Annotated in this window: 20 protein-coding genes and 1 pseudogene; 14 read left to right on the top strand and 7 right to left on the bottom strand. The window is 63.6% G+C overall.

Annotated features, from left to right (window positions below; all coding sequences use genetic code 11):
- Nucleotides 1-251 precede the first annotated feature (251 nt).
- The 3 genes from B3397_RS08110 to B3397_RS08100 all read left to right on the top strand — a co-directional run bounded on the left by B3397_RS08110 (nt 252) and on the right by B3397_RS08100 (nt 3,232).
- Entirely contained in the window at nt 252-983 is a 732-nt protein-coding gene (locus B3397_RS08110) for a GntR family transcriptional regulator (RefSeq protein ID WP_296248879.1), read from the top strand.
- An 83-nt stretch (nt 984-1,066) separates the two neighbouring features.
- Nucleotides 1,067-2,353: an MFS transporter gene (locus tag B3397_RS08105; RefSeq protein WP_296248877.1), complete on the top strand. Its 1,287-nt coding sequence runs from the start codon at nt 1,067-1,069 to the stop codon at nt 2,351-2,353.
- A 48-nt stretch (nt 2,354-2,401) separates the two neighbouring features.
- Nucleotides 2,402-3,232, top strand: a complete 831-nt coding sequence (locus tag B3397_RS08100; protein ID WP_296248875.1) for an amidohydrolase family protein — start codon at nt 2,402-2,404, stop codon at nt 3,230-3,232.
- Between the two features lie 4 nt (nt 3,233-3,236).
- On the opposite strand, the gene B3397_RS08095 is transcribed toward B3397_RS08100, so the two are convergent.
- Together B3397_RS08095 and B3397_RS08090 are read right to left on the bottom strand one after the other, a co-directional pair.
- Nucleotides 3,237-3,542: a DUF6482 family protein gene (locus B3397_RS08095; protein ID WP_296248873.1), complete on the bottom strand. Its 306-nt coding sequence runs from the start codon at nt 3,540-3,542 to the stop codon at nt 3,237-3,239.
- Nucleotides 3,543-3,676: 134 nt separating this feature from the next.
- Nucleotides 3,677-4,750, bottom strand: a complete 1,074-nt coding sequence (locus tag B3397_RS08090) for an FUSC family protein (protein WP_296248872.1) — start codon at nt 4,748-4,750, stop codon at nt 3,677-3,679.
- Nucleotides 4,751-4,868: 118 nt separating this feature from the next.
- On the opposite strand from B3397_RS08090, the gene B3397_RS08085 reads away from it, so the two are divergent.
- Complete coding sequence (locus tag B3397_RS08085) at nt 4,869-6,680, top strand: ABC transporter ATP-binding protein (RefSeq protein WP_296248870.1); 1,812 nt, start codon at nt 4,869-4,871, stop codon at nt 6,678-6,680.
- A 180-nt stretch (nt 6,681-6,860) separates the two neighbouring features.
- Nucleotides 6,861-9,128, top strand: coding sequence for a catalase/peroxidase HPI (katG, locus tag B3397_RS08080; RefSeq protein WP_296248886.1), 2,268 nt, complete (start codon nt 6,861-6,863; stop codon nt 9,126-9,128).
- Nucleotides 9,129-9,339: 211 nt separating this feature from the next.
- Here the strand turns inward: katG and B3397_RS08075 are convergent, their stop codons facing one another.
- Nucleotides 9,340-10,293 carry a Bug family tripartite tricarboxylate transporter substrate binding protein gene (locus tag B3397_RS08075; RefSeq protein WP_296248868.1) on the bottom strand — a complete coding sequence of 318 codons (954 nt, stop codon included), beginning with the start codon at nt 10,291-10,293 and terminating at the stop codon, nt 9,340-9,342.
- A gap of 123 nt (nt 10,294-10,416) precedes the next feature.
- Here B3397_RS08075 and B3397_RS08070 point away from each other — a divergent pair, with 123 nt between their 5' ends.
- The 6 genes from B3397_RS08070 to B3397_RS08045 all read left to right on the top strand — a co-directional run bounded on the left by B3397_RS08070 (nt 10,417) and on the right by B3397_RS08045 (nt 16,256).
- Nucleotides 10,417-11,775 (top strand): MmgE/PrpD family protein, encoded by a 1,359-nt coding sequence (locus B3397_RS08070; protein ID WP_296248866.1) that lies wholly within the window; start codon nt 10,417-10,419, stop codon nt 11,773-11,775.
- Nucleotides 11,772-13,091: an LLM class flavin-dependent oxidoreductase gene (locus B3397_RS08065; protein WP_296248865.1), complete on the top strand. Its 1,320-nt coding sequence runs from the start codon at nt 11,772-11,774 to the stop codon at nt 13,089-13,091. Before B3397_RS08070 ends, B3397_RS08065 begins: the two co-directional genes overlap by 4 nt.
- Nucleotides 13,088-13,549, top strand: a complete 462-nt coding sequence (locus B3397_RS08060; RefSeq protein ID WP_296248864.1) for a tripartite tricarboxylate transporter TctB family protein — start codon at nt 13,088-13,090, stop codon at nt 13,547-13,549. Before B3397_RS08065 ends, B3397_RS08060 begins: the two co-directional genes overlap by 4 nt.
- 7 nt (nt 13,550-13,556) lie before the next feature.
- Nucleotides 13,557-15,059 (top strand): tripartite tricarboxylate transporter permease, encoded by a 1,503-nt coding sequence (locus tag B3397_RS08055; protein WP_296248863.1) that lies wholly within the window; start codon nt 13,557-13,559, stop codon nt 15,057-15,059.
- A gap of 100 nt (nt 15,060-15,159) precedes the next feature.
- Nucleotides 15,160-15,765, top strand: a complete 606-nt coding sequence (locus tag B3397_RS08050) for an SCO family protein (protein ID WP_296248862.1) — start codon at nt 15,160-15,162, stop codon at nt 15,763-15,765.
- Nucleotides 15,765-16,256, top strand: a complete 492-nt coding sequence (locus B3397_RS08045) for a copper chaperone PCu(A)C (RefSeq protein WP_296248861.1) — start codon at nt 15,765-15,767, stop codon at nt 16,254-16,256. Before B3397_RS08050 ends, B3397_RS08045 begins: the two co-directional genes overlap by 1 nt.
- A gap of 120 nt (nt 16,257-16,376) precedes the next feature.
- Here the strand turns inward: B3397_RS08045 and B3397_RS08040 are convergent, their stop codons facing one another.
- Nucleotides 16,377-17,828 (bottom strand): MFS transporter, encoded by a 1,452-nt coding sequence (locus B3397_RS08040; protein WP_296248860.1) that lies wholly within the window; start codon nt 17,826-17,828, stop codon nt 16,377-16,379.
- Nucleotides 17,829-18,078: 250 nt separating this feature from the next.
- Between B3397_RS08040 and B3397_RS08035 the strand changes: the two genes are divergently transcribed.
- Nucleotides 18,079-19,047 carry an XdhC family protein gene (locus B3397_RS08035; RefSeq protein WP_296248859.1) on the top strand — a complete coding sequence of 323 codons (969 nt, stop codon included), beginning with the start codon at nt 18,079-18,081 and terminating at the stop codon, nt 19,045-19,047.
- Nucleotides 19,048-19,131: 84 nt separating this feature from the next.
- On the opposite strand, the pseudogene B3397_RS08030 reads toward B3397_RS08035, so the two are convergent.
- Nucleotides 19,132-21,474 (bottom strand): annotated as a pseudogene (locus B3397_RS08030) (heavy metal translocating P-type ATPase); the annotation flags it as partial.
- A gap of 104 nt (nt 21,475-21,578) precedes the next feature.
- Here B3397_RS08030 and B3397_RS08025 point away from each other — a divergent pair.
- Complete coding sequence (locus tag B3397_RS08025; protein ID WP_296248858.1) at nt 21,579-22,715, top strand: glycerate kinase; 1,137 nt, start codon at nt 21,579-21,581, stop codon at nt 22,713-22,715.
- Nucleotides 22,716-22,741: 26 nt separating this feature from the next.
- On the opposite strand, the gene B3397_RS08020 is transcribed toward B3397_RS08025, so the two are convergent.
- Complete coding sequence (locus tag B3397_RS08020; protein ID WP_296248857.1) at nt 22,742-23,941, bottom strand: hypothetical protein; 1,200 nt, start codon at nt 23,939-23,941, stop codon at nt 22,742-22,744.
- A 167-nt stretch (nt 23,942-24,108) separates the two neighbouring features.
- Here B3397_RS08020 and B3397_RS08015 point away from each other — a divergent pair, with 167 nt between their 5' ends.
- Complete coding sequence (locus B3397_RS08015; protein WP_296248855.1) at nt 24,109-24,525, top strand: SRPBCC family protein; 417 nt, start codon at nt 24,109-24,111, stop codon at nt 24,523-24,525.
- A gap of 56 nt (nt 24,526-24,581) precedes the next feature.
- On the opposite strand, the gene B3397_RS08010 is transcribed toward B3397_RS08015, so the two are convergent.
- A complete protein-coding gene (locus B3397_RS08010; RefSeq protein WP_296248854.1) occupies nt 24,582-26,207 on the bottom strand; it encodes an NADP-dependent glyceraldehyde-3-phosphate dehydrogenase in 1,626 nt (541 codons plus the stop codon).
- Between the last annotated feature and the right edge of the window lie 10 nt (nt 26,208-26,217).

The raw sequence follows: 26,217 nt of genomic DNA, 5'->3' as shown, positions 1-26,217 counted from the left end.
GCAGGATGTGTTTGCGGAATACACCTTCACCAACCCCCCGAAGGGTGAATTATTGCGCATCCCGTAGCAGCGGCGTAAGCCGCGTCCAGTTTCCCCCCATTAATCCGCAGTGAAATACAGATTTTCCAGTAAAGGGAGGGGAAGCGGACGCGGCTTACGCCGCTGCTACGGTTGACGGCGGCGGGAAACGTAACAATACTTTGCAGAGATTCATATATATGACTACATAACTACAACATCGAGCCATGACCATGAACAGCCTCCTCAGCGATGTTCGTCTGCCCTTGTATCAACGTCTGCGCGACCAGCTCGCCCAGCAAATTGCCGCCAATCGCTGGCGTGCCGGTGAAGCCATCCCTACCGAGGCCACCTTGGCCAGCGAATATGGCTTGTCGGTAGGCACCGTGCGCAAAGCGATCGACATGCTGGTGAGCGAGCACATTCTGGAGCGCCAGCAAGGTCGCGGCACCTTCATCCGCCGCCCGCAGTTCGATTCATCACTGTTTCGCTTTTTCCGCTTCCAGAGCCTTTCGGGTGAGCGCCAGGTGCCCGAGAGCCGGGTGCTGGTGGTGGAGCCGATGAGTGCGCCTTCCGCCGTCAGCGAGTCCTTGCGGCTCAGGCCTGAGGCGGACGTGATTCGTTTGCTGCGCCTGCGTCTGCTGGAAAGCGAGCCGGTACTGGTTGAAGAAATCTGGCTGCCGCGCGAACCCTTCGAGGCGATCCTGGATATCGACCTCAACGAACAGGGCCCTCTGCTGTACCCCATCTATGAGCAATTGTGCGGGCAAGTGGTGGCCTCGGCCGACGAAACCCTCACCGCCGAACCGGTGAGCGACGTTCACGGCCGGTTACTGCGCATCGCCGAAGGCAGCCCCGTGGTGGTCATCGAGCGTCTGGCCCGGGACTACGCCGGCCAACCCCTGGAATGGCGCCGCTCCCGCGGCCGTGCCAGCCACTTTCGCTACAGCGTGGAGATTCGCTAGACGGGCCAGCGGCTCTATCTGCCGCCGCCAGGCCCGCATCCGCGACCTTGAAAAACAACACAACCAATAAGGACAACCCCCTCATGTTCAAGTGGTATCGAGACGTCACCGCGCGCGAGCGCAAAACTTTCTGGGCCTGTTTCGGCGGCTGGGCCCTGGACGCGCTGGAAGTGCAGATGTTCGGCCTGGCCATTCCGGCTTTGATCGCGGCGTTTGCCCTGACCAAGGGTGAAGCTGGCGCCATCAGTGGTGTGACCCTGGTGACATCGGCCCTCGGTGGCTGGCTCGGCGGTACCCTGTCCGACCGCTACGGGCGGGTGCGCACGCTGCAATGGATGATCCTGTGGTTCTCGTTCTTCACCTTCCTGTCGGCATTCGTTACCGGCTACGAACAATTGCTGGTGGTCAAGGCGCTGCAAGGCTTCGGCATCGGTGGTGAGTGGGCAGCAGGCGCGGTGCTGATGGCCGAAACCATCCAAGCCAAATACCGCGGCAAGGTCATGGGCACGGTGCAGAGCGCCTGGGCAGTGGGTTGGGGTGCCGCCGTGGGCGTGTTTACCTTGATCTACACCTTCGTACCTGAGGATATTGCGTGGCGGGTGATGTTTCTGGTGGGCTTGCTGCCGGCACTGTTGATCGTCTGGGTGCGCCGCCATGTCGAAGAACCCGACGCGTTTCAGCGTCAGCAGAAAGCCAAGACCCCGCCCAAGAGCTTCGCCGCTTCGATGGCCGGAATCTTCCGTCCGCAGTTGCTGCGCGTGACGCTGCTCGGCGGGTTGCTGGGCCTCGGCGCCCATGGGGGTTATCACGCGGTGATGACCTGGTTGCCCACCTTCCTCAAGACCGAACGTCAGCTGTCGGTGCTCAGTTCGGGGGGCTATCTGGCGGTGATCATCGTTGCATTCTTCTGCGGCTGCGTGGCCAGCGGGTTCCTGGTTGACCGCCTGGGCCGGCGCAAGAACATCATCCTGTTCGCGTTGTGCTGCACCCTGACAGTCCAGGCTTACCTGTTCCTGCCGCTGACCAACAGCCAGATGCTGTTCCTGGGCTTTCCCCTGGGGTTCTTCGCCGCGGGTATTCCAGCCAGCCTGGGCTCGTTCTTCAACGAGCTGTACCCGGCCGACGTTCGCGGTGCGGGCGTGGGCTTCTGCTACAACTTCGGTCGTGTGCTGTCCGCGGTGTTCCCGTTCATGGTCGGCCACATGAGCGAATCCATGTCGCTGGGTTCGGCCATCGGCATCGATGCCGGTATTGCCTATGGCGTTGCGGTAATCGCTGCCCTGGCATTGCCGGAAACCCGCGGTCGCAATCTCGACAGCGACCAACCTGCCACACAGGCCGCCACGCCCGCCGGCGCTTCGCGAGCCTGATTCCTTTACCCGGGCGCTGCGTGCGCCCCTGCAATGAAGATCTGTGCCATGTCCGCAACACCCCGTGCGCCGATGCTCGGCGTCGACGCCCACGCTCACGTTTTCGATCGATCCCTGGCGATGGTCGCCGAGCGTCGCTACAGCCCTGACTACGACGCCACCCTGGCGCAGTGGCTGGTGCATCTGGATCGCTGTGGCCTGAGCCATGGCGTGCTGGTGCAACCGAGTTTCCTCGGTACCGACAACCGCCACCTGTTGCATGCGCTGCAAACCGCCCCTCAGCGTTTGCGCGGTGTAGCCGTGGTGGACCCCACGATCAGTGCCGCGCAGTTGCAGCGTATGGCCGGCCTGGGCGTGGTCGGCATTCGCCTGAACCTGATGGGCCAAGCTTTGCCTGACCTGACCAGTCCTGCGTGGCGACCGCTGCTGGAACAGGTAGCCGAATTGGGCTGGCATGTCGAACTGCACCGGCCTATCGAAGACATCCCGTGCCTGGTGAGCAAGCTGGCGGTGTATGGCTGCAAGGTGGTGATCGACCACTTCGGTCGACCCCGGGCCAGCTTCGGCGCGCAGCACTCCACGTTTCAGGAGATGCTCCGGCTGGGCGATTCAGGGAATGTCTGGGTAAAGACGTCCGGCGTGTATCGGCTGGGCGGTACCCATGCGGAGAACCTGAGCTTTGCCCGCGCTGCGATGCCGATGCTGATCGAGCACTTCGGTTGCGAGCGCCTGGTGTGGGGCAGTGACTGGCCCCACACCCAGCATGAAGCCGAAGTGGATTACGCGGGCCAGTTTGCACTGTTCAAGGAGATGGTGCCGGGGCAAGCGCAGCGCCAGACCATCCTGTGTCAGGGGGCCCAGGCGCTGTTCGGGTTCTGAGCAACTAGAGGCTCGAGCGCAGGGGGATCTCTTCCCGTGGGGCAACGGTGCCGTCTTCGGCGTGGCCGATCATCTCGTCATGGGCGCTGCCTTGCACCAGGTACAGGCGCACGTCGCTGACGCCTGAGAGTACCTTGCGCGCTTCCTCTACCGAGGCCACGTGCAGGGTCGCGCCATGGCTGTCGGCCACCGGCACCGAGGCGCCGTCGACCAGGGCGTGCAGGACGTAGGAGCCGCCTTCCATGGACATCAGGTTGAGTTCCTGGATCTCGCCGTTCTTGATGTGGCTGTTGAGCTTGTCGATGTTCATCTGGACCTCGGGGACGGGGGGTGGTGGCCTTGGGGGCATTGTCATATCGAGGTGGGGTGGGAGGGGGAGTTCAATTTGTGAGGTTGTGAGGTTTTGGTGCTGGGGTGAGGGGACCATCCACCACAAATCCAAGATCAAATCTTCCACCGCCCAGCCGTCTTCGCCAGCAATCCCTGCAACCCATCCAGATTGTTCACCAGTTGCAGGGTCAACAACCGATACCCCACCAGCTCTCCGGGAATCACCCCATGGACCTCTTCATCGGGCGTCTGGGGCTTGCGCTCCAGGCGGTCGGTGGCGCCATCGCGCAGGGCCCGGGCCATGCCCACCAGTTGCCGGCGGATCTGCCGATGCTCACCGCTCAGGCAGGCCTGCAATTGGGCCATGGCGTTCTGATCGGTGCCGCTGGGGCGCAGGTTGGCGAGAATTTCCAGGGTGCTGAGGCACATCCGGTAATGCCCCTGAATGGCATCGAGCTCGGTCATGGAAATCTTCACTTCCTTGGACACCGAAGGCATCAGTGAGCGCAGTTGCACCATGTTGGCGTTGAGTTTGGACATCAGCTTCAGGTGCTCGTCGGCGGTCACCGGTTGGCCGCTGATGATGCGGGCATGAATGGTGGCGCAGTTGCGCAGGCCGGTGGCCAGGTTGTAACGCCAGGAGTACACCGCGTACAGCGGCAGGGCGAAGGAAAAGGCCAGCGCCAGGACGATGCCGATGAGGATGTCGACGGTGCGCCACAGGCCATCGGTGATCGGGTTGTCGCCATGCCCGGCAACGATGAACAGGGTAATGGCCGAGAGCAGGGCGGTGTAGCCGCCCTTGCCGATGGCGTGGTAGGCAAAGAAGCCGCAGGCCACCGACATCAGCAGGTAGGTTGCCACCGGCACTTCGAAGTAGTTTTCCTGGGCCACCACCGCCAGGCCCAGGGCGGCGCCAATCAACGTCCCGTAGGCACGCTCCACGGATTTCTTGCCGATGTTACCGTGGTGCTGCAGGCCGCCGATGACGATCAGCAGGGTGACCGAGGCCCACTCGCCATGGGGCAGGTTCAGGCCGGTAGTAAGCATGATCGATACCAGCAGCGCCGCGACGATGCGTGCGGCGTGGATCAGGCGCGCGTGGCGATAGCGGCGGTAGGGGTCGAGCAGAGGGCGCAAGAAGCGGCGCAACCAGACGGGTAGGGCGATAGATTTGAATGCATTCATCCGTTAAATGACCATGGGTGTCTGGAATAAGTCCGAACCGCGGCTGTCGACTTTGGGTCCGATGCGGAATTGTGTCATGGCTGCGGCCATTTTTCTTGTTCAAGGAATGCTTTTGTCGATGGGTGCGCTCAGCCGTTTCAAGGTTTTCATCAGTCAGGGCCGGCGCGCCGTGCAGCTGGTTTGGTCAACGTCACCGGGGCTGTTGCTGGGATTGGTACTGGCGACCCTGGCCGCAGGCATCCTGCCGGCGTTGGCCGCCTGGCTGGGCCAGCGCATCGTCGATGCGGTGGTAGCGGCCATGCGGGTGCACAGTGAAAGTGGCGTCGCCCCGCTGTGGCCGGTGCTGCGCTATGTGCTGATGGAAGCCGGGGTGCTGGCATTGCTGGCCGCAGCGCAGCGGGCACTGTCGGTGCAACAGGCGTTGCTGCGCGTACAGCTGGGGCAGAAGGTCAACACCCTGATCCTGGAAAAAGCTCAGACCCTGACATTGATGCAATTCGAGGACTCGGAGTTCTACGACAAGCTGGTGCGCGTACGCCGCGAGGCTTCCACCCGGCCGCTGGCATTGGTGAGCAAATCCCTGGGCCTGGTGCAGAACCTGATTTCCCTGGTCAGCTTCGGCGTGCTGCTGGTGCACTTCTCGCCCTGGGCGCTGGTGATTCTGGTGATCGGCGCGTTGCCGGTGTTCTTCGCCGAGGCGCATTTTTCCGGCAATGCCTTCCGCCTGTTCAGCCGCCGGGCGCCGGAAACGCGTCGACAGAACTACATCGAGACGCTGCTCTCGCACGAGGGCTACATCAAGGAGGTCAAGCTGTTTGGCTTCGCGCCGTTGCTGCTGCAGCGCTACCGCGACACCTTTGCCAAGCTCTATGCCGAAGACCGCAAGCTCACCTTGCGTCGCGACGGTTGGGGCTTTCTACTGGGCCTGCTGGGCACCGCGGCGTTTTACCTGGCCTATGGCTGGATCGTTATCGACACCATCAACGGCGCCATCACCCTGGGGCAGATGACCATGTACCTGGTGTTGTTCAAGCAAGGTCAGGCGGCGGTGAGCAGCAGCCTGACCGCCATCGGCGGGCTGTATGAAGATGGCTTGTACCTGGCCGACCTGTACGATTACCTGGCGTATCCAGTGCAACTCAGTCCCGGTGAGCTGACCGAGGGGATCAAGCCTGGCGACGGGCTGCGCTGCGAGAACCTGGGCTTTCGCTATCCGGGCGCTGCTGCTGCAACGCTTCAGGGCATCGACCTGCACCTGACCCCTGGACGCAGCCTGGCACTGGTGGGCGAGAACGGTTCGGGCAAGACCACCCTGATCAAGCTGCTGACCCGCCTTTACCGACCTGACGAGGGCCGCATCCTGCTGGACGGCAGTGACCTGCAGGACTGGCAGGAAGACGCGCTGCGCCAGCGTATCGGGGTGATCTTCCAGGATTTCATCCGCTATCAGTTCAGTGTCGGCGAGAACCTGGGTGTGGGTGACATTCGCGCCTTCGACGATGGGCAACGCTGGCGCGAAGCAGCCGATCAGGGCATGGCCGCGCCGTTCATCGAGCGTATGGAGCAGGGCTATGCCACGCAGCTCGGACGCTGGTTTGCCGGCGGCCAGGAACTGTCCGGCGGGCAGTGGCAGAAGCTGGCGCTGTCGCGCGCCTACATGCGCCGCGACGCCGATATCCTGATCCTCGACGAACCTACGGCAGCGCTGGATGCCGGCGCCGAAGCGGCGGTGTTCGAGCATTTTCGCGAATACGCCAAGGGCCGCATGACGCTGCTCATCTCGCACCGCTTTTCCAGCGTGCGCAACGCCGATCATATTGTGGTGCTGGAGCAGGGTAGAGTGCTGGAGCGGGGCGATCACGCCACGCTGATGGCTGCCGGGGGACGGTATGCCGAGTTGTTCAGCCTGCAGGCCGAGGGCTATCGTTGAGCCATAGCTTTTGCCGGTGACGGCCATAGGTTTTACACATTGGCCGTCTAGACTGTGGCGGCTAAGCTTTTGGGGGCCGGTTCGCTGAGTGCCTCCAACGAAGCGATATCGAGATGATGAGTGAACAAGAATGGGCTCGACGCCCACTTGCCGTACAAACCGACCAAGGGTGAACTACGCATGTCCAATGAATCGAAATGTCCTTTCAATCACGCGGCGGGCGGCGGGACCACCAACCGCGACTGGTGGCCCGACCAGCTGAACCTGAAAATCCTGCACCAGCATTCGTCCCTGTCCGACCCCATGGGCGACGGCTTCGACTACGCCAAGGAATTCAAGAGCCTGGACCTCAACGAGGTCAAGAAAGACCTGCTGGCCGTGATGACCGACTCCCAGGACTGGTGGCCGGCTGACTTCGGCCACTACGGGCCGTTGTTCATCCGCATGGCCTGGCACAGCGCCGGGACCTACCGCACCGGCGACGGCCGCGGCGGTGCGGGTGCCGGGCAACAACGCTTCGCGCCGCTCAACAGTTGGCCCGATAACGTCAGCCTGGACAAGGCGCGGCGGTTGATCTGGCCGGTGAAGCAGAAATACGGGCGCAAGATCTCCTGGGCCGACCTCATCGTGCTCACCGGTAACGTCGCCCTGGAATCCATGGGCTTCAAGACCTTCGGCTATTCCGGTGGCCGGCCCGACGTCTGGGAACCCGACGAAGACGTGTACTGGGGCAACGAGAAAACCTGGCTGGGCGGGGATACTCGCTACGGCAAGGATGCCCAGCCGCCGGGCGAAGGTGTGATCACGGCGGAAGCGGACAAGCACGGCACCGAGGAAAGCCGCACCGACAACCCCGAGCGGACCCTGGAAAACCCTTTGGCGGCTGTGCAGATGGGCCTGATCTACGTCAACCCGGAAGGGCCGGAAGGCCACCCCGACCCCGTGGAATCGGCCAAGGACATTCGCGAGACCTTCGGCCGCATGGCCATGAACGATGAAGAAACCGTGGCGTTGATCGCCGGTGGGCATGCCTTCGGCAAGACCCACGGTGCCGGCCCGGCCGACAACGTGGGCGCCGAGCCTGAGGCCGCCGGGCTGGAGGCGCAAGGCTTCGGTTGGCACAACCGTTTTGGCACCGGCAAGGGCGGCGACGCCATCACCAGTGGCCTGGAAGTGACCTGGACCTCGACGCCGACCCGCTGGAGCAACGAATACCTGGAGAACATGTTCAAGTTCGACTGGGAACTGACCAAGAGCCCGGCTGGCGCCCACCAGTGGACGCCCAAGAACGGCGGCGGAGCCGGTACCATTCCCGATGCCCATGACCCTGGCAAGCGTCATGCGCCGACCATGCTGACCTCCGACCTGGCGCTGCGTTTCGACCCGGCCTATGAACAGATCGCTCGGCGCTTTCGAGACAACCCCGAGCAGTTGGCCGACGCCTTCGCCCGCGCCTGGTTCAAGCTGACCCACCGCGACATGGGCCCGTTGAGCCGCTACCTGGGCCCGGAAATGCCAGGCGAGGAACTGTTGTGGCAAGACCCGCTGCCGGATGTCAGCCATCCGCTGGTGGACGAGCAGGATGTTGCTGATCTGAAAGCCAAGGTGCTGGCTTCCGGGCTGTCGGTTTCGCAACTGGTTTCAACCGCCTGGGCGTCGGCTTCGACCTTCCGGGGTTCCGACAAGCGGGGTGGGGCCAACGGCGCGCGCATTCGCCTGGCGCCGCAGAAGGATTGGCCGGTCAATCAACCCGACAAACTGGCGGTGGTGCTCAAGACCCTGGAGGGCATCCAGAGCGCGTTCAACGCAGGGGCGTCGGGCAAGAAGATCTCCCTGGCCGACCTGATCGTGCTGGCCGGTGCTGCGGGTGTGGAGAAGGCCGCGCAGAACGCTGGCCATTCGGTGAAGGTGCCGTTCAGTCCAGGACGGGTGGATGCCTCGCAGGAACAAACCGACGTGGAGTCCTTCAGTTTCCTGGAACCGGCGGCCGATGGCTTCCGTAACTACCTCAAGCGTCGGTACACCGTGGCGGCGGAAAAGCTGTTGGTGGACAAGGCGCAGTTACTGACTCTGAGTGCGCCGCAGATGAGTGTTCTGCTGGCGGGTCTGCGGGTGCTCAAGACCAATGCCGACGGAGGGGCCCATGGGGTATTCACCGAACGCCCTGAAGCCCTGACCAACGATTTCTTCGTGAACCTGTTGGACATGAACACCGAATGGAAGCCGACTTCCGGGGCCAATGAGCAGTTCGAAGGCCGTGACCGCAAGACCGGTGCTGCCCGCTGGACTGCCACGCGGGTTGATTTGGTGTTCGGCTCCAATGCGCAGTTGCGGGCAATTGCCGAGGTGTATGGCAGTGCGGATGCGCAGCCGAAGTTCGTCGAAGACTTCGTGGCGGCCTGGCACAAAGTGATGAACCTGGATCGCTTTGATCTTCAGGAACGATGAGGCTGGTTCATATCCGAAAAGTGTAGGGCCCTTGCCGGCCCCATCGCGGGCAGAGCCCGCTCCCACAGGGGATTGGGGTTGTATCACCCCCTGTGGAAGCGGGCTCTGCCCGCGATAGCCACCCACCAATCCCAGGCCTCCCCCACACCCCCTGTGGGAGCGGGCTCTGCCCGCGATAGCCGCACCGCTATTCTCGCCTTGGAATCCTCGCTCAATCAGCCCTGATCCCTGCTTTGGCAATGATTGACTTGCTCAACTCATAGTTCGCACGGATCACTGCTTCGCTCTGCTCGGTAGTCAAACGCTGAGGCGCCATGCCCAGTGCTTTCAGTTCGGCAATGGTCTGCTGCTCGGCGAGCACGTCATCCAACGCTTTGCGCAAGGTCGCCAGCACTTCAGGCGGCGTGCCCGACGGCGCCATGGCCAGAAACGCCCCGGAGAAATTCCACTCGGGGAATGTCTCTGTCAGCGACGGTACCCCTGGCAAGTCCGGGGCCTTGTCTGTGCCGAAGAACGCCAGCCCGCGCAGTTTACCCGCCTGTACGAAGCTGTTGGCCAAGGGGTCACTGACCAGATCGATGTGGCCGGCCGCCGCGTCCGACAACGCTTGGGCGCTGCCCTTGTAAGGCACGTGCAGCAGATCGATGCCGCTCAGCAGCTTGAGATATTCGGTGGAGATATGCCCAGGCGTGCCATTGCCTGAGGTGCCGTAGGTCAGCTTGCCGGGATGGGCCTTGGCATAGCTGATCAGCTCGGCGATGGAATGGATCGGCAATTTCGGATTGACCGCGATCACCGAACGCGACCCCGCCAGGTGGGCGATGGGCGTCAGATCCTTGAAGGGGTCGAACTGCACCGGCACCAGTTGCGGCGCAATGGCCAGGTTGCCAATCGAGGCATTGAACAACGTATAGCCATCCGCCTGCGCATGGGCCACGTAGGCGGCGCCCACCGTGCCCGCCGCGCCGGGCTTGTTCTCGACCACCACTGGCTGGCCGAGGCGATCGGCCAGATGCTTGGCGACGATACGGGCGATGTTGTCGTTGGTGCCACCGGGGGTATAGGGCACCACGTAAGTAATGGCTTTTTCGGGAAAGGCGGCCTGAGCCAGCATGCTCAGGGATGCCAGCAGCGACATCGTTGCCAGGTGCAGAAGGGGACGCATGAAAACCTCGGAATGCGAATGAAGATGGACATATAAGATCATTTATTCTTATTATAAATCTATCGATACATGCGCATCCGTAATAACCATTTCGTCTATCCTTATGACCGCCGAGGAATGCCAATGCCCACCGGCACCACATTGACCCGTCAATGGGCCGAGCACTTGCTGGCACTGCAACCGCAGCAGCATGCCGCCGTCATGTCCGCTGCCAGAGCCGGACTGGTGGACTACCTGGCCTGCGCCCTGGGTGGCGCGCACGACCCTGGCCTGCACATCGTCGAATCGGTGTACCCGGGCACCGCCACCGGTACGGCCACGGTATTGGGCCGCGGCTATGCCACCGACGCGGGCCGCGCCGCGCTGCTCAATGGCTACAGCGGCCACGCCCTGGACTACGACGATGTCCAGCGCAGCGTCCGTGGCCATCCCAGTACCGTCTTGCTCCCAGCATTGCTGGCGCTGGCCGAGATCCGAGGGGCGTCGGCCGAGCGCCTGCTTGGCGCCTATGCGGTGGGGGTGCAGGCCATGGCGAGCCTGGGCCTGGCCACCGGTCCTGCACACTATGAAGCGGGCTACCACAACACGGCGACCCTGGGCGCCATTGCCGCCGCCGCGGCGTGTGGTTGGCTGATCGACTTGCCAGCAGCGCCGTTGACCGTCGCCATCGGCATCGCGGTTACCCAGGCCAGCGGTCTGCGCGCGCAGTTCGGCAGCCAGGTCAAGCCGCTGCACGCGGGCCTTGCCGCCCAGGCTGGACTGAACAGTGCGTTACTTGCAGAGGCCGGGTTGACCGGCGCCACGGAAGCGTTGGACGGCGAGGGTGGATTCTTCGCGCTGACCAGCCACGGTGCTGCGACACCCCTTGAACTGCTCGCGCCAGTAGACGTCTGGCAGATCGTCCAGCCCGGGCTTGTTTTCAAACGCTACGCCTCCTGCGCCGCCACCCACCACGCCGCCGATGCGGCCCTGGCACTGCACGCTGCCGGGCAAATCCACGCGCCGGCTATCGAAACCCTGCGGGTGATATTTCCTCCCGGTTTGACGGCGCCACTGGCCAAGACCTTGCCCACCGATCGCAGCGCTGGACGCTTCAGCGTCGAATACGTGGTCGCCCATGCCCTGGTGCATGGGCATCTGGATTTCGCCGCCTTTGGCAGTGGCCCGATCGACCCGTCCACCGCCGAGCTGATGAAGCGGGTGCAGGTCGATATCGACCCCTCGGCCCCGGCCATCGGTACATCGCCACTGGCCCGTTTCAGCGTGCTGCAAGTCACCCAGATCCAGGGGGCGCCGCAAGCATTGCGCGTCGATGCGCCACGCCCCGGCGTGCCGGCGGAGAAATTCGCCGCTGCCCTGGGGCGGGCGCCTCGTGCCCGGGTGCTGCTCGAGCAGATTCAAACCATGCACAGCGCCGACGACCTGCAGAGCTTGTTGGCGGCCCTGGCTCTACCCCCTACCCGTGATGAGAACGCAGAATGAGTCAGACCCTCAAACAGATGCGCCTAGGCCTGTTCATCCAGGCCGCCGGCCACCACGCCGCGGGCTGGCGCTACCCTGGCGCGCAGAGCGGCAGCGAGAACTTTGCGCTGGTCAAGCAACTGACCCTGGCCGCCGAGCGCGCCAAGCTGGACATGGTGTTCTTCGGCGACAAGCTGGTGACCGGGCCCAAGGAACACCCCTCGATGATCGTGCGTTTCGAACCGCTGACCCTGCTCGGCGCACTGGCTTCGATCACCGAACGTATTGGCCTGGCGGCCACCGCCTCGACCACCTACGGCGAGCCATACACCCTTGCGCGGCAGTTCGGCACCCTGGACAAGATCTCCGACGGGCGCGCCGCGTGGAATGTGGTCACCACCGGCTACGACAGCGCCGCCAACTTCACCCTGGCCAAGCACCCCGACCACGAGCGCCGCTATGCCGTGGCCGAAGAGTTCGTCGAAGTGGTGCGCGGGCTGTGGGACAGTTTCGAAGATGACGCGTACGTGCGCGATGCCGACACCGGGGTCTACCTGGACCCGGCCAAAATGCATGCGTTGCAGCACAAGGGCGAGTTCTTCGATATCGCCGGTCCGTTGAACCTCACCCGCGGGCCCCAGGGCCACCCGGTGCTGATCCAGGCGGGCTCGTCCGGTCCCGGCATGGCGCTGGCCGCGCGGGTCGCCGAGGTGGTGTTCACGGCTCAGCAGGATCTGGGCTCGGCGCAGCAGTTCTATCGTCAACTCAAGGAGCTGGTGGTTGCCAACGGCCGCTCGCCGGAGCATTGCCTGGTGATGCCCGGGATCATGCCGATCATTGGCAGCACCGAAGCCGATGCCCACGCCCGTTTCGAACGCCTGCAACAATGGACCGACCTGGACGCCGCGTTGCTGCTGGTGGGCGATCGCCTGGGACAGGACCTGAGCGGCTTCGACCTCGACCAGCCGCTGCCGGATCTCCCCCTGCCGGAAAACATGAAAAGCCGTGCGCAGCTATTGCTGGATCTGTCCCACCGTGACGGCCTGACCCTGCGCCAGATCTGCAATCTGGCTGCTGGCGCGCGTGGCCACAAGATCGTGGTCGGCACGGCGCAACGGGTGGCCGATGAGCTGATTGCCTGGTTCGAAGGGCAGGCGGCCGACGGCTTCAACCTGATGCCTTCGCATTTCCCCGAAGGCCTGGATATGTTCGTCGATGGCGTGCTGCCGATTCTGCGCAGCCGTGGCCTGTTCCGACAGGACTACGAGGGGCGCACCCTGCGCGAGCACCTGGGGCTGCCGATCCCGCGTAACCGCCATGGCGGTGCGGGCCGATGAGCGCGCCACGGCAACGGGTCGATTTCAGTGTCGGTCTGCTCTATCTGGTGTTGGGCATGGGCAGCGCCTGGCTCGCTCAGGGCTACGGTCTGGGTACGGCTGCGCGGATGGGCGCCGGTTTCTTTCCTTTCTGGCTGGGCATCGGGTTAGCGCTGCTCGGCGTGGGCTCGCTGCTCGGCGCCTGGTCGCGGCAACGGCAGGCGCAACAGATGGCTGCCTGGGCCTGGCGCCCGCTGGGCTGGGTGCTCGGTGGCATCTGTCTGTTTGCCCTGCTGCTGCAACCGGCGGGCCTGGTACTGGCGACCATCACCCTGGTGGTGACCAGCAGCCGCGCCAGTCATGCCTTCACCTGGCGGGCAGCACTGTTCAGTGCCGCCTTGCTCAGCACCTTCTGCGCGCTGGTGTTCGTCGCCGGCCTTGGCCTGCCGCTGCCGCTGTGGCCCGCTTTTACTCGGTAATCATTCCATGGAACTGCTTGACCATCTGGCGCTGGGTTTCACCACCGCGCTGACCCTGCAAAACCTGATGTATGCCTTCATTGGCTGCCTGTTGGGCACGCTGGTGGGGGTCCTTCCGGGCCTTGGCCCAGTGGCCACCATTGCCATGCTGCTGCCGGCTACCTATGCGCTGCCGCCGACCTCGGCGCTGATCATGCTGGCCGGTATCTACTACGGTGCCCAATACGGCGGCTCGACCACGGCGATCCTGGTCAACCTGCCGGGGGAATCGTCCTCGGTGGTGACGACGCTGGACGGGCACCAGATGGCTCGCCAGGGGCGGGCAGGGGTGGCGCTGGCCACGGCGGCGCTGGGCTCGTTCTTCGCGGGCACCGTTGGCACCGTGCTGCTGGCCGCGTTTGCCAGCCCGTTGACCGACCTGGCCATGGACTTCGGCCCCGCCGACTATTTCTCCTTGATGATTTTCGGCTTGATCGGCGCGGTGGTCCTGGCCTCGGGCTCGGTGTACCAGGCCATCGGCATGATTCTGATCGGCCTGTTGCTCGGCCTGGTCGGCACGGACGTGACCTCCGGCGTGGCGCGCTTCACCCTGGGGCGTCTGGAGTTGATCGATGGCCTCAATTTCGTTTGCCTGGCCATGGGCGTATTCGGCGTCGCCGAGATCGTGCGCAACCTGGAAGGCGATCAGCGTCGCGAGACGTTCACTCAAGGCCTGGATCGCCTGTGGCCCGGGCGCAAGGATTTCAAGCGCATGTACCCGGCGGTACTGCGCGGCACTGCATTGGGCAGCGTGCTGGGCATCCTGCCCGGTGGCGGTGCTGCGCTGGCGTCGTTTTCGGCCTATTCGCTGGAAAAGAAAGTGTCGCGCCACCCGGAACAGTTCGGTCAGGGTGCTATCGAGGGGGTGGCTGGGCCAGAGTCGGCCAACAATGCCGCCGCGCAGACCTCATTCGTGCCGCTGCTGACCTTGGGCATTCCGTCCAACGCGGTCATGGCCATGATGATCGGCGCCATGGTCATCCATAACATTCAGCCCGGCCCCATGGTCATGAGCCAGAACCCGGAGCTGTTCTGGGGGCTGATTGTCTCGATGTGGCTGGGTAACCTGATGCTGTTGGCACTGAACCTGCCGATGCTGGGTATCTGGGTGAAGTTGCTCAAGGTGCCGTATCGCCTCATGTATCCGGCGATTCTGGTGTTCTGCGCCATTGGGGTGTTCTCGGTGCAGAACGCGGTGGCCGATATCTGGCAGATGGCGTTGTTCGGCGTACTCGGTTACCTGCTGGGGAAATTGCGTCTGGAACCAGCGCCGCTGCTGTTGGGCTTCGTGCTGGGGCCGTTGATGGAAGAGAACCTGCGCCGGGCGTTGCTGATTTCCCGAGGCGATTTTTCGGTGTTCGTGCAGCGGCCCATTTCATTGGGTCTGCTATGCGCCGCCGTGGCCCTGGTTCTGCTGTTGGTGGCTCCTGCTCTGCGCAGAAAACGCCAGGTGGCGTTCGAGGAACCCTAGGCAGCGTCGTGGGTGGTGTTTAAACAAAATGTGACACCTTGCTAGGCAAAGGACGGTAGCCAACCCTTAAACTACCGCCCTCCTTACAAGGCGATAGCGCATGAACGATCAACTCACCCGGCGCCGCGTGCTGGCCGGCATGGGCATACTCAGCCTCGGCGCCCTGGCCGGCTGCAGTGACAGCAACAAGCTTTCGTTCAAGTACGGCAAGGACTTGAGCAACCAGATCCTGGGCCGCACCTTCCGGCTCAAGGACCCGCAAGGCAACGAGAAAACCTTGTCGAGCTTTCGCGGCATGATGCCCATGGTGTTCTTCGGTTTCACCCAGTGCCCGGCAGTGTGCCCGACCACCCTGGCGCGGGCGGCACAGGCCAAGAAACTGATGGGGCGCGACGGCGATCGTCTGCAGGTGATCTTCATCACCCTGGACCCGGAACGCGACACGCCTGAAGTGCTCGATGCCTATGTGAAGGTCTTCGACCCCACCTTCGTCGCGCTGCGCGGCACCCTGGAGCAGACCGCAGCGGTGGCCAAGGAATTCGGCATTTTCTACGAGAAGGTGCCGATCGGCTACACCTACACTATGTCCCATACCTCCACCAGCTATGTCTATGACTCCCGTGGCACCTTGCGCCTGGGGCTGTCCCAATCCCTCAACGCACAAGAGTGCGCCGAGGACCTGCTCACTGTGATGGAAGTTTGCTGATGATCCGTACTGCCTTTATCAAGACGACCCTGATGCGTACGCTGCTGGGGCTGACCCTGGCTGGCACGGCCAGCCTTGCCCTGGCACAGACGGTGGTCACCGACCCCTGGGCCCGCGCCACGGTGCCCGGCCAGCCGGCCACCGGCGCCTTCATGACCTTGACGGCCGAGACCGATAGCACCCTCGTGGCGGTCGCCTCGCCGGTGGCCAAACTGGCGCAGGTCCATCAGTCGTCGATCGACAACGACGTGATGAGCATGCATCAAGTGCAGCGCGTGGCATTGCCGGCGGGCAAGCCGGTGGTGTTCGATCCCAGCGGTTATCACGTGATGCTGATGCAATTGACCGGGCAGGTGAAGGAGGGCGACGTGGTGCCATTGACCCTGACCATCGAAGACGCCAAAGGCGGCACGCAAACCCTCGAGGTAAACGCGCCGGTCCGGGCATTGAACGGCATGACGCATGAACACGGGCATGGCATGAAGCATTAAGAGTTTTCCGAAACCGCACCGTACGGCTCCCTCTCCCCTAGGGCGATACGGCGATCCGGGAGGGCTGGGGTGAGGGGACCATCCCCACAATTCCCCCTCCTGGCCACACTCCCCTAATCCCTAATCCCCATGCGCAGACAAAGGCCGCGCCACACTCTCCAACGACCGCCGCTCCGCAGCCACCCCCCAGCGCGCCTGCACCCCAGCCGCCACCAGCATCAACCCGGCCCCGATCAGATACCCGACAAACACATTGCTGCGCTCGCCACTTTCAATCAAGGCGCCAAACAGCGTCGGACCAATGATCCCGCCCAGGCCGGTGCCGAACGCGTAGAACACCGCAATCGCCAAGGCCCGGATTTCCAGTGGAAACGTCTCTGCCACCGTCAGGTAAGCCGAACTGGCCGCGGCCGAAGCGAAAAAGAAGATCACCATCCACGCCACTGTCTGCTGCACGACGGTGAGCAGCTCCTGCTCAAACAGATAGCCGCTGATGGCCAGCAGGATGCCGGACACCGCATAGGTCAAGCTGATCATTACCCGCCGCCCGACCACATCGAACAACCGTCCCAACAACAACGGCCCGCAGAAATTACCCAGGGCGAATGGCAGTACATACCAGCCGATATGCTCGGCCTGCACGCCATAAAACTCCGCCAGGACCAGCGCGTAGGTGAAGAAGATCGCATTGTAGAAAAAGGCCTGGGCGGTCAGCAGTACCGTGCCCACCAGCGCCCGCTGCCGATGCAGCACAAACAGCGTGCTGAACACCTCCTGCAGCGGTGTATGGTCACGGGCTCTCAGGCGTAGCGGCGGCTCGGTTACCGGTGGCAATGGCTGGCCGCGGTCGCGATAGCCTTGCTCGATCTGCTCGACAATCCGCAAGGCCTCTTCGGGGCGGTTGTGGATCATCAGCCAGCGAGGACTTTCTGGCAGCCACAGGCGCATCAGCATGATCAAAAGGCCGAGCAGGGCGCCGATACCGAAACACCAGCGCCAGCCCAGGTCGCCACCCACGATGTCCGGGTCCAGCAGAATGATCGAGCCGAACGCACCCAAGGCTGCACCGATCCAGAACGTGCCGTTGATGGTCAGGTCGACCCAGCCGCGAAAGCGCGCCGGGGTGAACTCCTGGATGGTCGAGTTGATGGCGGTGTACTCACCGCCGATGCCGGCGCCAGTCAGGAAGCGAAACAGCAGGAAGCTCCACAGGCTCCAGGAGAACGCGGTAGCCGCCGTAGCGCCGATGTACAGAAACAAGGTAATGAAGAACAACTTGCGCCGCCCCAAGCGGTCGGTAAGCCAACCGAAGAACAAGGCACCGAGTACAGCACCGGCGATATACACGGCGCCGGCCAGGCCAATATCGCTGTTACTCATCTGCAACGCCGGACTGTTCTTCAGCGCACCCGATACCGAACCCGCCAGGGTGACCTCCAGCCCATCCAGCAGCCAGGTGATGCCCAAGGCAAATACCAGCAAGGTGTGAAAACGGCTCCATGGCAGACGATCGAGGCGGGCGGGTAGGTCGGTTTCGTAGATCCGGGCGTGATCGTCGGTGCGAGTGTCCATGGCGAATCCCTTGCGTGGGGGGGGATCAAGCAGATGTGAGCATGTGAGTGACGCGGGTGAGCGCCAGTTCCCACACTCAGGTTGCGGCGCAGCGACCGCCGACGTTGAACGCTATGCTTGCTTCCGCCAGGGTGCGCCCATCCGCCGCAGCAAACTAATTGCACATGGCAACGGTCTGTATCGATAGACGACCCTGGCACCCAATCTGCAAGGGTGCTACCGCCAAGAGATTAATCAAGGTTTCCGATCTATGAAGCAGCTTGATCTACAGGTCATTCAGCAGGCCCGAGCGTGGCTCGCCCAAGGCCAGCCGATCTGGTTGTGCACGGTGCTGTCCACCTTCGGCTCGGCGCCACGCGGCCCGGGTGCGATGCTGGTGGCGCTGCCGTCGGGTGAACATTGCGGGTCGCTGTCGGGCGGTTGTGTAGAGGATGATTTTCTGGAGCGCGTAGGCGCCGGTTATTTCGCCCCACACAACCAGGTGGTGCGTTATGGCGAGGGCGGTCTGGCGCCGACGATGGCGCTGCCGTGCGGTGGCGTGCTGGACGTGTTGGTGGAGCATGTGACGCCCAGCGACGAGGCACATCAGCATCTGGAGCAGGTGGAGCAGGCGTTTGCCGGTGGTCAACTGGTGTCGCGTCAAGTGCGGCCCGGTGGACAGCAGCGGCGCATTCGCCCAGGCCATATGAGCGACCCCAGGGTGCAGGTCAACGACGAAGAAATCAGCATTCGCCTGGGCGCCGTGCAGCGCCTGGTACTCGCTGGCCTGTCACCCGTGGCGGAGTTCTGCGCAGGTTTCGCGCTGACCTTGGGTTACGAAGTGATTCTGTGCGAGCCGCGCCCGGAGGTACTGGCGCGGTTCAACATGCCAGGCGTGGATGTCCGTCCGGTATTGCCGGCCGTGTTCATCGCCGAAGGCGGCTGCCATGCCGCCACCGCAGTGGTGGCCCTGACCCACGATCCGCGCCTGGACGATCTGACCCTGCTGGAGGCCGTGCGTACCGATGCGTTCTATGTGGGCGCCATGGGCTCGATGCGCACCAGCGAGAAGCGTTTCGAAAGGCTGGCCCGCATCGGCGGGCTGGATGCCGCAACACTCGAACGCATTCATGCGCCGATTGGCCTGCGCCTGGGCAGCAAGACACCAGCCGAAATTGCCCTGGCAGTGATGGCAGATGTGCTGCGCGCCGCCAACGGAGTGGACCGGCGAACCCTTTAAGATCAGCGATGCATCAGCCACGACAATCCGCTTCTAGCCCCCTCTCCCCCAGGGAGAGGGCTGGGGTGAGGGGACCATTCACCGCTAATCCCGCCCCTTACCTACACCCACACCCACCCCAACCCGCTTCAACCGCAACGCATTCCCCAGCACAAACACCGAAGACATCGCCATCGCTCCCGCTGCAAATTCCGGCGACAACCTCACCCCAGCCCACGGATACAAAACTCCCGCTGCAACCGGAATCAGCGCAGCGTTGTACGCAAAGGCCCAAAACAGGTTCTGCCGAATATTGCTCAGGGTCGCCCTGGACAACGCAAGGGCCGTGGACACACCCATCAGGCTGCCTGACATCAGCACCACATCCGCCGCTTCGATGGCCGCATCGGTGCCGGCGCCCATCGCCATGCCGACGTCGGCCTGGGCCAGCGCCGGCGCATCGTTGATGCCATCGCCAACGAACACTGTGGTGCCGTAGGCCTGTTGCAGGCGCTTGATGGCGGCCACCTTGCCGTCGGGCAGCACCTGGGCTACCACTTCGTCGATCCCCAGCTGGCGGGCAATGGCCTGGGCGGTGCGCTGATTGTCACCGGTGATCATGGCCACCTTCAGGCCCAAGCGGTGCAGGTGCTCAACGGCCTGCACGCTGCTGGGCTTGAGGGGGTCGCTGACGGCGATGATTGCCACCAGTTGTCCGTCGATGGCCGCATACAGGGGCGTTTTGCTCTGTTCGGCAAGCTGCGTGGCGCTGTCGCCAAACTGGGCAGGGTCCAGGCCCAGGCGCGTCATGTAGCGGTCGGCACCGATGGCGACAGCGCGCCCCGCCACGGTGCCGCTGACGCCGTAGCCGGTGACCGAGTCGAAATCCGACACGGTCAGAGCCGGTGCGTCGATGGCGACCGCAGCGTCGACGATGGCCCGGGCCACCGGGTGCTCGGAATGCGCTTCCAGGGCCGCCAGGGCTGCCAGCACGTCGTTGCGTTCCAGGCCCGGTGCCAGAATCAGGTCGGTGAGGCGCGGCTTGCCTTCGGTCAGGGTGCCGGTCTTGTCCAAAGCGATGACGCGGGCTTGCTGCAGCGACTGCAACGCCTCGCCCTTGCGAAACAGCACGCCCAATTGTGCCCCACGGCCGGTGCCGACCATGATGGAGGTGGGGGTAGCCAGGCCCATGGCGCACGGACAGGCGATGATGAGCACCGACACTGCATTGATCAGCGCCATGCCCAGGGCCGGTTCAGGGCCCAGCAGATACCAGGCTAGAAAGGTCAGCAGTGCCAACAGCATCACCGCGGGCACGAACCACAGCGTGACGCGGTCGACCAGCGCCTGAATCGGCAGTTTGGCGCTCTGCGCCTGCTCGACCATCGCGATGATGCGTGCAAGTACGCTGCTGGCACCCACGGCGGTGGCTTGAACCTGCAGTGCGCCGTTCTGATTGAGCGTGCCGCCGACCACGCCATCGCCCGGCCCCTTGTGCACTGGCAACGGTTCGCCGGTGACCATCGATGCGTCGACGAAGCTGCTGCCCTCCAGCACGGTCCCGTCTACCGGAATGCTTTCGCCGGGGCGCACCTGGACCGTATTGCCAAGCTGCACCTGATCCAAGGGCAGTTCGACGAAATCGTTATCACGCTGCACCCGCGCTGTTTTCGCACCCAGGGTCAGCAGCCGTTCAATGGCCTGGGAGGTACGGCCCCTGGCGCCGGCCTCGAGATAACGGCCCAGCAGTATCAAGCTGACGATGACTGCGGCGGCTTCGTAGTACACCGCCACTGTGCCCTCAGGCAGCACCTGCGGCGCAAAGGTTGCCACCAGCGAAAAGCTGTAGGCCGCGCTGGCGCCCAGCACCACCAGCGAGTTCATGTCCGGTGCGCCGCGTAGCAAGGCTGGCACGCCTTTGGCGAAGAATCGTGCGCCGCACACGAACAGGATCAGGGTGGTCAGCGCGCACTGGATCAGCCAGCTGTTGCGCAGGCCCAGGGTGCTGCTGACCCAGTGGTGGAAAGCGGGGATCAGGTGTGCGCCCATTTCCAGAGCGAATACCGGGGCAGTCAGCGCTGCTGATACGAGCAAATCGCGGCGCAGTACGCGGCCGTCCTCGGCATGGCGCTGACGGCTGCCGTTGGCGCCCTGGGGTTCGAGCAGCGCCGCGCTGTAGCCGGCTTTGTCGATGGCTTGAATCAGCGCCTGCACCTCGACCGCACCTTCGGTCACGATATGGCTGCGTTCGGTCGCCAGGTTCACGGCGGCCGAGCTGACCCCGGGCACCTTCAGCAAGGCCCGCTCGACACGCCCGACGCACGAGGCACAGGTCATGCCCTGGACGCTGAGATCGATGACGGGGTTCGGCATGGCGGTAAGTCCTTTTCTATGGAGTGGCGCTTGCAGGATCAGCCCTGCCACCGTGGCAAGGTCAAGGGCGGCGTTGTGTGCATCGGACCAAATATAGGCAGTCGGCGTTGTGCGCAGGCCATTCGCCGACCCTGATGAAAAAATGGCAGGATGTGCCTACAAGAAACCGGAGACCTGCCATGAAGATCGTTATCGCCCCCGATTCGTTCAAAGACAGCCTGAGCGCCGCCGGCGTTGCCGCGGCCATTGCCCAAGGTGCGCGGCAGGCGCTGCCTGACGCCGAATTGATCGAGATCCCCATGGCCGATGGCGGGGAGGGCACCATGGAGGCGATCATGGCGGCCTGTCACGGCGAGCTGCGCTCCCTGACGGTGGATGGGCCCTTGGGCGAGCCTGCCCAGGCGCGCTGGGGCTGGCTCCCGGATACTCGCACGGCGATCATCGAGATGGCTGAAGCCAGCGGCTTGCAACTGGTGCGTCGAGACCAGCGCGATGCCTGCGTCAGCAGCACCTTCGGTACCGGCCAGTTGATCGGCGCGGCGGTGCAGGCCGGGGCCGAGCGGGTGGTACTGGCCATTGGTGGCAGCGCCACCAACGATGCCGGCACGGGTATGCTGCGGGCACTGGGCATGCAACTGTTCGATGCTCAGGGCGCCGAGCTGCCCCGGGGTGGGCTGGCACTGGCGCAGTTGGGAGAGGTCGATATCAGCGACCTCGATCCGCGCCTGGCGAAGGTGCGTTTTGAAGTGGCTGCCGACGTCGATAATCCCCTCTGCGGGCCCCACGGCGCCTCCCATATTTTCGGGCCGCAGAAAGGTGCGTCACCCGAGCAGGTGTTGGCACTGGACCATGCCCTGGGGCATTTCGCCGATCACAGCGCCAAGGTGCTGGGTGAGGATGTGCGCGATGTGCCGGGTTGTGGCGCGGCAGGGGGCATGGGGTTTGCGGCCAGGGCGTATCTGGGCGCATCGTTTCGCCCCGGCGTGGAAGTCGTGGCCGAACTGGCGGGGCTGGCGGCAGCGGTGAAGGGCGCAGACCTGGTGATCACCGGCGAGGGACGTTTCGATGCCCAGACCTTGCGCGGCAAAACCCCTTTCGGCGTGGCCCGCGTGGCCAGGGCCGCCGGTGTGCCGGTGGTGGTGATCGCTGGCACCTTGGGCGAGGGCTATGAAGCGATGTACGAGCACGGGGTGGCTGCCGCGTTTTCGCTGACCAGCGGGCCGATGACGCTGGAGCAGGCGTGCGGCGAGGCGGCGGGTCTGTTGGCTGACCGAGCACGGGATGTGCTCAGGGTCTGGGCGTTGGGACGGCGGTGAAGGGTCGCCATTCCCAGATCCCCGCCCTAGACCCGCTCGCGCATGAAAAAACCCGCCACGTACTTGCGAAACGTGTCCAGGCTCTTGAAGTCCGCCAACCGCTTGAACGTCTCCGAACTGGGTTCCGGGCCCAACGGCTCTTTCATCAGGGACACCGACAGCACCCGGTCCAGATCGGAACTCAGCACTAGCTCATCCATCACCGCGCCACCGATCACCGGCCGGCGCATCAGCACCTTCACACCTTTACCCGCCATCCAGTCGATCAGCGAGATGAGCATCTTCAACGGCTCGCGCTCCTCGTCGCGAAACACCGGAAACAGATGACCACGGGTCAACACCGGTACGGTGGCTACATGCACCATCTCGTAGAACTGACTGCCCGCAGTCGTCGGCGAATACAGCGCCAAAGCGAGCAACGGCCCGCTGGTACGCGATCCGCCCCAAAGCAGGTGATGCCCCTGGAAATCGAAGCCCGCGGCATTGCGATCATTGAGCATCTTGCGTCCCTTGACGTCGCTGACGCAGTCCAGCAACAGCCCGTAGCGGCGCGAGCTACCAAAGGCGGTGGAATCCTTGAGACGACTCTTGAGCATCATCATGTGCTTCATGTCGATGCGCGTTTCCAGGTAATTACTCGCCGGAACTCGCTCCACCAACGGGTAGCGCAGGGCCACTTCACGCAGGTCGGCAAACTGGCGGGTCAGGTCCTTCTTCAGGTGAGTGGCGTAGACGTTCAGCCCTGAGGCCTCGATGAAGGTCAGCAGCAGCGACAGCAAACGATGTTGCTCGCGGCGTGCGGCTTGGCTGGCTGCAAGGCCGTCACCCGTCCCGGTGCCGGGAGCGCGAAATTCACCGATCAGCCGCAGCGGCACGTCCGGGGGCAACCACGCCGCCGGGGCCTGGGTCTCGCCGTCAGGCTGGGCGCCGCTTTCGCGATCGTCGCGGATGAAAGTGCAATCGCTGGCATGCTCAGGGGTGCCGGGATTGTTTTTCAGGAACAGCGTGCCGGTGCTGCTGTTCAGCGTGACGTTCAGCACCGGTTGCGTCTGGGCCTGACAGTCGCAGGCCAGCCACTGGCCTTGTGCGCGAACCTTCATCAGCCACTGGTTGGCCTGCATCAACCGCGGCCCATCGAGACGGCCCTCGGCGAAGTCAGCGACCATGGCCTGCTCGGCAGGTGTGAGGGTGCGCACCAGCGCGCCGGTTTTCTCGATGATTCTCATGAAGCTGAAGCGGTCTCCCGGCTGAACATGGCTGCAACGCTTGGAGGGATGTGTTCCGGCGTCCGGTATTTTTCACTCCTCGCCACGCGCCTGACAATAATGCCCCTTGCTGCCCAGGTTGTCGCCCGTTACCTTGGCACGCCTGTTCACTGGATTGGAGCCTAAGCATGGCCAGCACACAAGCAAGCGTGGAAGTACCGGCATCGGCCGACAAGGTCTGGGCCCTGGTGGGTGGCTTCGATGCCCTGCCGGATTGGCTGCCGATGATCAGCAGCAGCGTTGCTCAGGAAGGCGGGCGCCTGCGCCACCTGACCTTGGGCGACGGCACCGTCATCGTCGAACGGCTGGAAACCTACGACAACGCGGCGCGGACCTACAGCTATTCGATCGTTCAGGGGCCATTCCCGGCTACCGATTACCTGGCGACCTTGAGAGTGATTGCGCTGCCAGGCGCGGATCAGTGTCGAGTGGAGTGGGGCGGGCAGTTCACCCCGGTAGGCGTGTCCGATGCCGAAGTGGTAGCGATTTTCGATGAGGTCTACAGGGGTGGGTTGCAGGCGCTGCTGCGCAACTTCGCTTCCTGACCCGGCACGGCGGCTGACCGCTGCAAGGCAAGCGGTCAGCCGCACCGGGCAAAAGTCTAGAAGATGTAGTCGGTGGTCAGGAAGCTCGACTGCCGGTTACGGATGATATCGCTGACCAACGTCTTGTTCGCGTCCGAAAACTTGGTCGCGACCAAGGTGCGGATCGAGAACGTACGCAAGGCATCGTGTACCGAGAGTGTGCCTTCGGCTGAATTCTTGCGCCCGTTGAAGGGGTATTGGTCAGGCCCTCGCTGGCACTGCGCGTTGAGGTTGATGCGCCCTACCTGATTGGCGAAGGTATCCACCAGACGGCCCACCGTCTGCGGGTCGGTACCAAAGATACTCAATTGCTGGCCGAAGTCGGAGTCCAGCACGTAGTCGATCACCGTATCCAGATTGCTGTACGGAACGATGGGCACCACGGGCCCGAATTGCTCCTCGTTATAGACCCGCATCTGCGGGGTGACCGGGTACAGCACCGCCGGATAGAAGAACGACTGGCGTGTGGCGCCGCCATTGGCGTTGACCACCTGGGCACCTTTCTCCACGGCGTCAGCCACCAGGTCGGCCAGATAGTCGGGCTTGCTCGGCTCGGGCAACGGGGTGAGAGACACACCGGTATCCCACGGCATGCCTGACTTCAAGCCGGCGAGCTTGGCGTTGAATTTCTCGATGAAGCTGTCGACTACGTCTTCGTGCACGAAAAGGATCTTCAACGCCGTACAACGCTGGCCATTGAACGACAGTGCACCGGTGACGGCTTCGTTCACCGCATTGTCGAGATCGACCTGAGGCAGGATGATGCCTGGGTTCTTGGCATCCAGACCTAGCGCAGCACGCAGGCGATGCGGCTTGGGGTGCAGTTTCTTGAGGTCGCTGGCGGCCTTGTGGGTACCGATGAAGGCAAAGATGTCGATCTTGCCGCTGGCCATGAGTGCGCTGACGGTTTCCCTGCCACTGCCGTAGATGACATTGATGACGCCGGCGGGAAAGCTGTCGCGAAACGCCTCCAGCAGAGGACGAATCAGCAGCACACCAAACTTGGCCGGTTTGAAGACCACGGTGTTGCCCATGATCAAAGCCGGAATCAGCGTGGTGAAGGTTTCGTTCAGCGGGTAGTTGTAGGGCCCCATGCACAAGGCCACGCCCAGCGGCGCGCGACGGATCTGGCCAAGGGTGTCCTGCTCCAGTTCGAAACGGCTGGAGCGACGGTCCAGCTCTTTCAGGGCATTGATGGTGTCGACGATGTAGTCGCAGGTGCGGTCGAACTCCTTCTCGGAATCCTTGAGGTTCTTGCCGATTTCCCACATCAGCAACTTGACCACGGCCTGGCGCTGCTCGCGCATGCGCTTGAGGAAGCCTTCCACGTGCTGGATGCGCTCGGCCACACGCAGGGTGGGCCAGTGACCGCGGCCTTTGTCGTAGGCACGCACGGCCGCGTCCAGGGCCGTCATGGCCGTGTCGGCATCAAGCAGCGGTGTGCTGCCCAGAATCACCGGCTGGTCGCCTTCGTCAGTGCTCAACCACACCGGGCTGCGGACCTTTGCCAACGCACCCTGCCAGGTGCGCAGGGTGCCATCGACGAGGTATTCGCGCTGCTCGACCTGTCCTTGATAACGGTACTGTTCGGGAATATCCGCAGCTTTTGGGAACAGATCGTTCAGCGGGTTCACGGGGTTCATCACAGGACCT

Origin of the sequence: Pseudomonas sp. UBA4194, from assembly GCF_002379585.1 — a bacterium.
Lineage (GTDB): Bacteria > Pseudomonadota > Gammaproteobacteria > Pseudomonadales > Pseudomonadaceae > Aquipseudomonas.
Note: the sequence above shows the minus strand (reverse complement) of the source record. Positions and strands in the feature narration are given on the sequence as shown.

Bases quoted from the DNA above. Each gene is read 5' to 3' on its own strand.
- B3397_RS08110 (WP_296248879.1), top strand. From the start codon at position 252: ATGAACAGCCTCCTCAGCGATGTTCGTCTGCCCTTGTATCAACGTCTG.
- B3397_RS08105 (WP_296248877.1), top strand. From the start codon at position 1,067: ATGTTCAAGTGGTATCGAGACGTCACCGCGCGCGAGCGCAAAACTTTC.
- B3397_RS08100 (WP_296248875.1), top strand. From the start codon at position 2,402: ATGTCCGCAACACCCCGTGCGCCGATGCTCGGCGTCGACGCCCACGCT.
- B3397_RS08095 (WP_296248873.1), bottom strand. From the start codon at position 3,542: ATGAACATCGACAAGCTCAACAGCCACATCAAGAACGGCGAGATCCAG.
- B3397_RS08090 (WP_296248872.1), bottom strand. From the start codon at position 4,750: ATGAATGCATTCAAATCTATCGCCCTACCCGTCTGGTTGCGCCGCTTC.
- B3397_RS08085 (WP_296248870.1), top strand. From the start codon at position 4,869: ATGGGTGCGCTCAGCCGTTTCAAGGTTTTCATCAGTCAGGGCCGGCGC.
- katG (WP_296248886.1), top strand. From the start codon at position 6,861: ATGTCCAATGAATCGAAATGTCCTTTCAATCACGCGGCGGGCGGCGGG.
- B3397_RS08075 (WP_296248868.1), bottom strand. From the start codon at position 10,293: ATGCGTCCCCTTCTGCACCTGGCAACGATGTCGCTGCTGGCATCCCTG.
- B3397_RS08070 (WP_296248866.1), top strand. From the start codon at position 10,417: ATGCCCACCGGCACCACATTGACCCGTCAATGGGCCGAGCACTTGCTG.
- B3397_RS08065 (WP_296248865.1), top strand. From the start codon at position 11,772: ATGAGTCAGACCCTCAAACAGATGCGCCTAGGCCTGTTCATCCAGGCC.
- B3397_RS08060 (WP_296248864.1), top strand. From the start codon at position 13,088: ATGAGCGCGCCACGGCAACGGGTCGATTTCAGTGTCGGTCTGCTCTAT.
- B3397_RS08055 (WP_296248863.1), top strand. From the start codon at position 13,557: ATGGAACTGCTTGACCATCTGGCGCTGGGTTTCACCACCGCGCTGACC.
- B3397_RS08050 (WP_296248862.1), top strand. From the start codon at position 15,160: ATGAACGATCAACTCACCCGGCGCCGCGTGCTGGCCGGCATGGGCATA.
- B3397_RS08045 (WP_296248861.1), top strand. From the start codon at position 15,765: ATGATCCGTACTGCCTTTATCAAGACGACCCTGATGCGTACGCTGCTG.
- B3397_RS08040 (WP_296248860.1), bottom strand. From the start codon at position 17,828: ATGGACACTCGCACCGACGATCACGCCCGGATCTACGAAACCGACCTA.
- B3397_RS08035 (WP_296248859.1), top strand. From the start codon at position 18,079: ATGAAGCAGCTTGATCTACAGGTCATTCAGCAGGCCCGAGCGTGGCTC.
- B3397_RS08025 (WP_296248858.1), top strand. From the start codon at position 21,579: ATGAAGATCGTTATCGCCCCCGATTCGTTCAAAGACAGCCTGAGCGCC.
- B3397_RS08020 (WP_296248857.1), bottom strand. From the start codon at position 23,941: ATGAGAATCATCGAGAAAACCGGCGCGCTGGTGCGCACCCTCACACCT.
- B3397_RS08015 (WP_296248855.1), top strand. From the start codon at position 24,109: ATGGCCAGCACACAAGCAAGCGTGGAAGTACCGGCATCGGCCGACAAG.
- B3397_RS08010 (WP_296248854.1), bottom strand. From the start codon at position 26,207: ATGAACCCCGTGAACCCGCTGAACGATCTGTTCCCAAAAGCTGCGGAT.